The sequence below is a fragment of the Nonlabens dokdonensis genome (genome assembly GCF_002162835.1).
GTDB lineage: Bacteria > Bacteroidota > Bacteroidia > Flavobacteriales > Flavobacteriaceae > Nonlabens > Nonlabens dokdonensis_B.
The window spans coordinates 1-4,911 of sequence record NZ_MAAX01000170.1 but is presented as its reverse complement, the minus strand read 5'-3'; the positions used below and the strand labels follow the sequence as shown (position 1 = coordinate 4,911).

Genomic DNA, 4,911 nt, shown 5'->3' with positions numbered 1-4,911 from the left:
TTAGGAGTTAGGAGTTAGGAGTTAGGAGTTAGGAGTTAGGAGTTAGGAGTTAGGAGTTAGGAGTTAGGAGTTAGGAGTTAGGAAAATTTGAAATTCTTAATATAATTAGCAAGAAAAAGCCGGTCTCATTCCAAAAAATAATAAGCCATTATTTTGTCATTCCTGAACAGCGGTGAGCAATAATTTCAAATTATAAAGGCATAAAATAACTGAGACTTTTAATAATTGAATAGCTTTAGTTGTTGTTAAACCTATTGATATCGATTTCCTCATTGAGCGGTATGTCCTTATACATAGAATCAAATAACTGCTTTGCTGCCCATGGCGCCATAAGAACGGCTCGACTTCCCATACCATTAAATACGACATAATTGGGATAACTTTTATGTGAACCTACAAAAGGTCTTCGATCCTTAGTGGTAGGACGTATACCATGCTTATGATCTACTATTTCATAAGGCAACTTTAGGAAACGCTCTAGACGTGAAGTGAGAAAAGTTCTTGCATCTTGAGTAGGTATATCAGATAGATCGTCGCGATTGTAAGTAGCACCTACCCAAAATAGATCGTCAACATAAGGCATCAAGAAAACGGATGACTTAATGATGTAATCTAATTGTAATCCAGGAACTTTTATTGTCAATACCTCACCTTTATTTCCTTGAAGTGGAAGGTGACTAAAAAAAGGATTTGCTGTCATTTTAAAACCTTCAGAAAATATAATTTTAGAAGCTTGATAGTCTTTATAACAAACTAGATCCTTGGAATGAACTAGCTCATTGAAATCGAACTCTTCTTCTAGAAAACAGTTCATATTACCAAAAAACTGTATAGTCGCAGTCATATAATTTACGGTGTCTACCCAACCAGTTCCAGAAACTTTACCATAATTAAAAGGAGCGTCTATCGCAGTATTATCATAAGAAGAAATATCTTGAGACATAAATTCTTTCAATTCGGGACGTATAGATTTTTTTTGCCATGTTTTAACCTCACGTTCATCATGTAACCTTCTAAGTATATCAATGGGATGTAAAAAATTAGAGGAAACCTTTTCCTTTATCAAAGGATAAAAATGATTTAAATAATCTAATTGATCAGCAGCTTTCCAAACTGAGGTAAACCTTTTTAAAATAGTTGGGTTGTAAACTCCTGCAGCAACAGAAGAAGAGCCTTTCATTTTATCACCAACTATCAATACAGTTTTACCATTCAAGTGCCATTGCCAGGCAAGAGCACAACCAGCAATTCCTGATCCAACAATTATAATGTCAAACTTTGTTTTCAATATGTGTAGAGAAATAAATATAAAACTAAGATGAAAATAAATAAAAAAAGCTTCACGAAACGTGAAGCTTTTCTATATAAAACTTATAAGGAATTAGTAATTCCACATATCTAATTCAAAATTACGAATGATTTCTTTTAATCTATCAGATTCTAAAAGTTGCATCATTGAGTTGTCTGCAATATAACTATCAATAGTTCTATCACCTTGCACATTATCCATTTTGTAAATAAGTGCATTAAACCTTCTAGAATTTAAGATATGATCAAAAGAAATAGGTCTTGCAGAATTCAACGTATTAAACGCTTTGTTATTATGCAATAATTCTCTTGCATCTGGATAGTAGATCCAAAACAACTCTACACCTGTAGGGTCATCTGGGAAGTTTACATCCGGTGTTACTGGACAAATTCCCAATAATCTATACCTTAATTCACTTTGACGAGTGTCAAAATACCATAAACCACGGATTCTATATTCTTTCACATCATCAGCACCTATAGTTCTAGTCTCGATATATTCATCAAAACCTGGAATATTATAAGTTGTGTCGATATCTAATGGCTTTACACCTTCTTCTGGTATAACACCATTATCATTTAGAATATCAACACCTGCGTTAGTGATCTTTTGACTTTTTAAAGTGTTCTCAATATCTGAAAATTCACGTGCTTCATTGAAATAAGAGTCGCCGTACAAAGTAATATCACCAGACATTGCAGCGGCCGTTAATACGTGATACAATGACCTACGTTCTTTCCCAACATAATTAGTATCCACAGGATAATATAACGGGAAGTTTACACGCTCATCTAGATCGATAGTTTCCCATACGGTACGTTGCCATAAGATATCACGATCACCAACAAACCCATACGGTAATGGCTTATCGTTATCATTCTCTAATTGAGCTGACGTTTTAGTACCGAACTCAGCCGGACTTTTTGCATTAAGAATGTTGTTTTGAGCAAAAGCAGTTCCTGAAAGAACAACCGCTGCCAATAAAACTATGATCTTATTCATAATTTGAATTTATAATATTAATTAGTCTGTAATTTCTACAGTAACATCAGAGACACTTTTTACGTTGACTCCTGGTAACACAGCTTTGATATTTGCAAATTGAACTAAATCACCCTTACGAGCTCTTTTAAGTGCATTTTGCGCAGTACCATTTAACTTAGTTCCAGACACTGGAATGGACGGTTGACCTGGGACTTTAAATAAGAATCCAGTAACTCTAGGAGTTAAATCAAAATCAAAATCTAAGAACTCTGCAGAAACAGTTGAGATAGCAAGATTAGAACGTGTCTTACGTACATTTTCATATGCCTTACTTACCATACCAGTAGGACGAGGTAAGTTCTTAATACGGAATTCCTTAGAATCTGAAACAGTTTCACCTGTAGAAAGTTTAGCAGTAACATTAATCTTCACTGTTTTACCTGAACCAGGACTCATTACATAGCTATCACCAGATTTTCTCTTTAGACCAGGTGCGCTCGCATTAACATTGTTTCCAGATACACCTGCAAAAGAAATCGTCATTGGGTTAGGAACACCACGATAAACTACATTCATCTTATCTGCAGCAATAGTCGCAGAATTAGGCTTAGGAATAGTTGCAAATGATTGCTCTACTTTCACTTCTTTCTCTTCACCATCCTCATCAAAATATAAAGCTCCAGTAATTTTGTGATCTCCAGGAGAACCTGCTCCTACTTTTAATACAATACGACCAGCTTCAATAGTATACTGATTATCGTTCAGTTTTCTACCATCTAATTTTAAATCAACTCGTTTAGGTTGTAGGGTTGCATCTTTACGACCTAATACTATCTGACCATCAAAAGTTTCCCCATTATAATATGCAGATTTAGGAGATTCCATAAGTGTAGTATAGTTATCCATACTAACTTCACTTTTCAACTGGCCAGCAAGTAACGTACTTAAAACCTCGGCTTCCGTGTTCTTTACCTCACTTTGTAAAAGTGTAATTTTTGCGATCGAGGCGATTAAAGGATATCCTTTGTAATTGTAGTCTAAATAAGACATTGTTACACCTTCACGATTAGTTACATCTTCTGGTGTAAACTTTTTATCTAACTCAGATTTCAATGTAGGATTATCATCAACCACAGCTTGCATATCGCTACGGTATTTGTTCATTTCATCTAAAAACTTTTGACCATCAGAAGTCACTTTTCCTCCTTCTAAAAATCTTACATCTAAGTAATCACCTTTGTCCATTACTGCATAATCGTTAGGATCTGCAACGGTACCTTCCATATCATTTTTCAACTCTTCTAGATAGTTGAAATAATCCTTAGAAATTTTATCTACTTGCTCTGCTTTAACTTTTAATGGAGCATACTTTTCAGGTTGATCTGCTGCTAATTGATCAAGACCAGCCATAGCTGCTTGATTTTTTGCAGTAGCCACCTGATTACTTTCTTCTATACTAACATTTAAAAGTCCGAAAGCATTTAGCACTTCCTTACTCATGTTTAACGCAAGCATCGCGATGAAAACCAGATACATCAGGTTAATCATCTTCTGCCTTGGGGACTGTTTTCCTCCTGCCATAATATTCTAATTAGTTTGTTATTATATTAATTTAAAAATCAACTAATTATCCTTTCATAGCTCCTAACATGTTACCATACACGCCGTTAAGAGAAGATAAGTTATTAGTAAGTCCTGCCATTTGTTCTTGAAGTTTAGTTGCATTATCTGCAATAGCTTCATTAGCTTGCGCTTGACGAGAAGAACTTTCTACTTGAATTTTGTATAGACTATTTAAAGATTCCATTTGAGCCGCTGCCAGAGCCATCTCTTCTGAGTATTTTTTAGTAGAAGACATAGCTTCTGCCGTAGGAGCTATACCTTTTGCAGCACCTTCAAAAGAACGTATGCTATCTCCTAAACTAGACATCAATTCACCGTCTAACTTTGCTTCTTTTAACATCTCATCTAATTTCTTAGAAAGAAGTCCTTGTGCATCTTGTGGAGCTTCTTTTTTACCTTTAGTGTTGTTAGCTAATTCTCCACCAGCTAATTCTGGGTATACTAATGACCAGTCCAATTCATCTTCTACAGGCTCAAAAGCTGATATGAAGAAAATAACTGCTTCTGTAATCAATCCTATCATAAGAAGGTTATTTCCAGAAAATCCGTAACCGAAATCCCAGTGTAATATTTTGAAAAGTGCTCCAATGATTACTACCGAGGCTCCGATACCGTAAGCCATATTAAATAATTTCTTTGTTGCTTTAGACTGTGCCATTTTTTAAAAATTTAGTTAAGTTAATTTGTTTTTTGTTGGATATTTTAATTGGTCGCCGCGTTAAGAGTAACGTCTGTTCCCATATAAGATTGTACAGTACGGAAACCGATATAACTTCTCGCACTATCTTGATATTCATAGTCGCGCGTTCCTACTTGCAGGAAGTAAGAAACATCTTTCCATGATCCACCACGTACACCTTTACGTTTATTATTTGCATCATTTACTACTGGACTCATGGAAGACATCATTTCATAAGCTCCAGCTTCATAAGATGAATTCACCCATTCTGCCACGTTACCTGCCATGTTATATAAGTTATACTCATTAGGCTCAT

At 35.1% G+C, this 4,911-nt stretch carries 5 protein-coding genes; all 5 read right to left on the bottom strand.

The genetic code is table 11. The features are described from left to right. Positions 1–235: 235 nt before the first annotated feature. Positions 236–1,288, bottom strand: coding sequence for an FAD-binding oxidoreductase (locus A9Q93_RS10950; RefSeq protein WP_303687444.1), 1,053 nt, complete (start codon positions 1,286–1,288; stop codon positions 236–238). A 93-nt stretch (positions 1,289–1,381) separates the two neighbouring features. After that, positions 1,382–2,311 (bottom strand): gliding motility protein GldN, encoded by a 930-nt coding sequence (gene gldN / locus A9Q93_RS10945; RefSeq protein ID WP_303687443.1) that lies wholly within the window; start codon positions 2,309–2,311, stop codon positions 1,382–1,384. Positions 2,312–2,332: 21 nt separating this feature from the next. Next, on the bottom strand, positions 2,333–3,874 hold the full coding sequence (gldM, locus tag A9Q93_RS10940; RefSeq protein ID WP_303687442.1) for a gliding motility protein GldM: 1,542 nt from the start codon (positions 3,872–3,874) through the stop codon (positions 2,333–2,335). A 46-nt stretch (positions 3,875–3,920) separates the two neighbouring features. Beyond that, complete coding sequence (gene gldL / locus A9Q93_RS10935) at positions 3,921–4,574, bottom strand: gliding motility protein GldL (RefSeq protein ID WP_303687441.1); 654 nt, start codon at positions 4,572–4,574, stop codon at positions 3,921–3,923. A gap of 44 nt (positions 4,575–4,618) precedes the next feature. Beyond that, positions 4,619–4,911, bottom strand: a 293-nt coding sequence (locus tag A9Q93_RS10930; RefSeq protein ID WP_303687440.1) for an SUMF1/EgtB/PvdO family nonheme iron enzyme, incomplete at its 5' end; no start/stop codon positions are given.

Excerpts from the sequence above, each read along its gene's own strand:
- gldN (WP_303687443.1), bottom strand. The coding sequence starts at position 2,311 with ATGAATAAGATCATAGTTTTATTGGCAGCGGTTGTTCTTTCAGGAACT.
- gldM (WP_303687442.1), bottom strand. The coding sequence starts at position 3,874 with ATGGCAGGAGGAAAACAGTCCCCAAGGCAGAAGATGATTAACCTGATG.
- gldL (WP_303687441.1), bottom strand. The coding sequence starts at position 4,574 with ATGGCACAGTCTAAAGCAACAAAGAAATTATTTAATATGGCTTACGGT.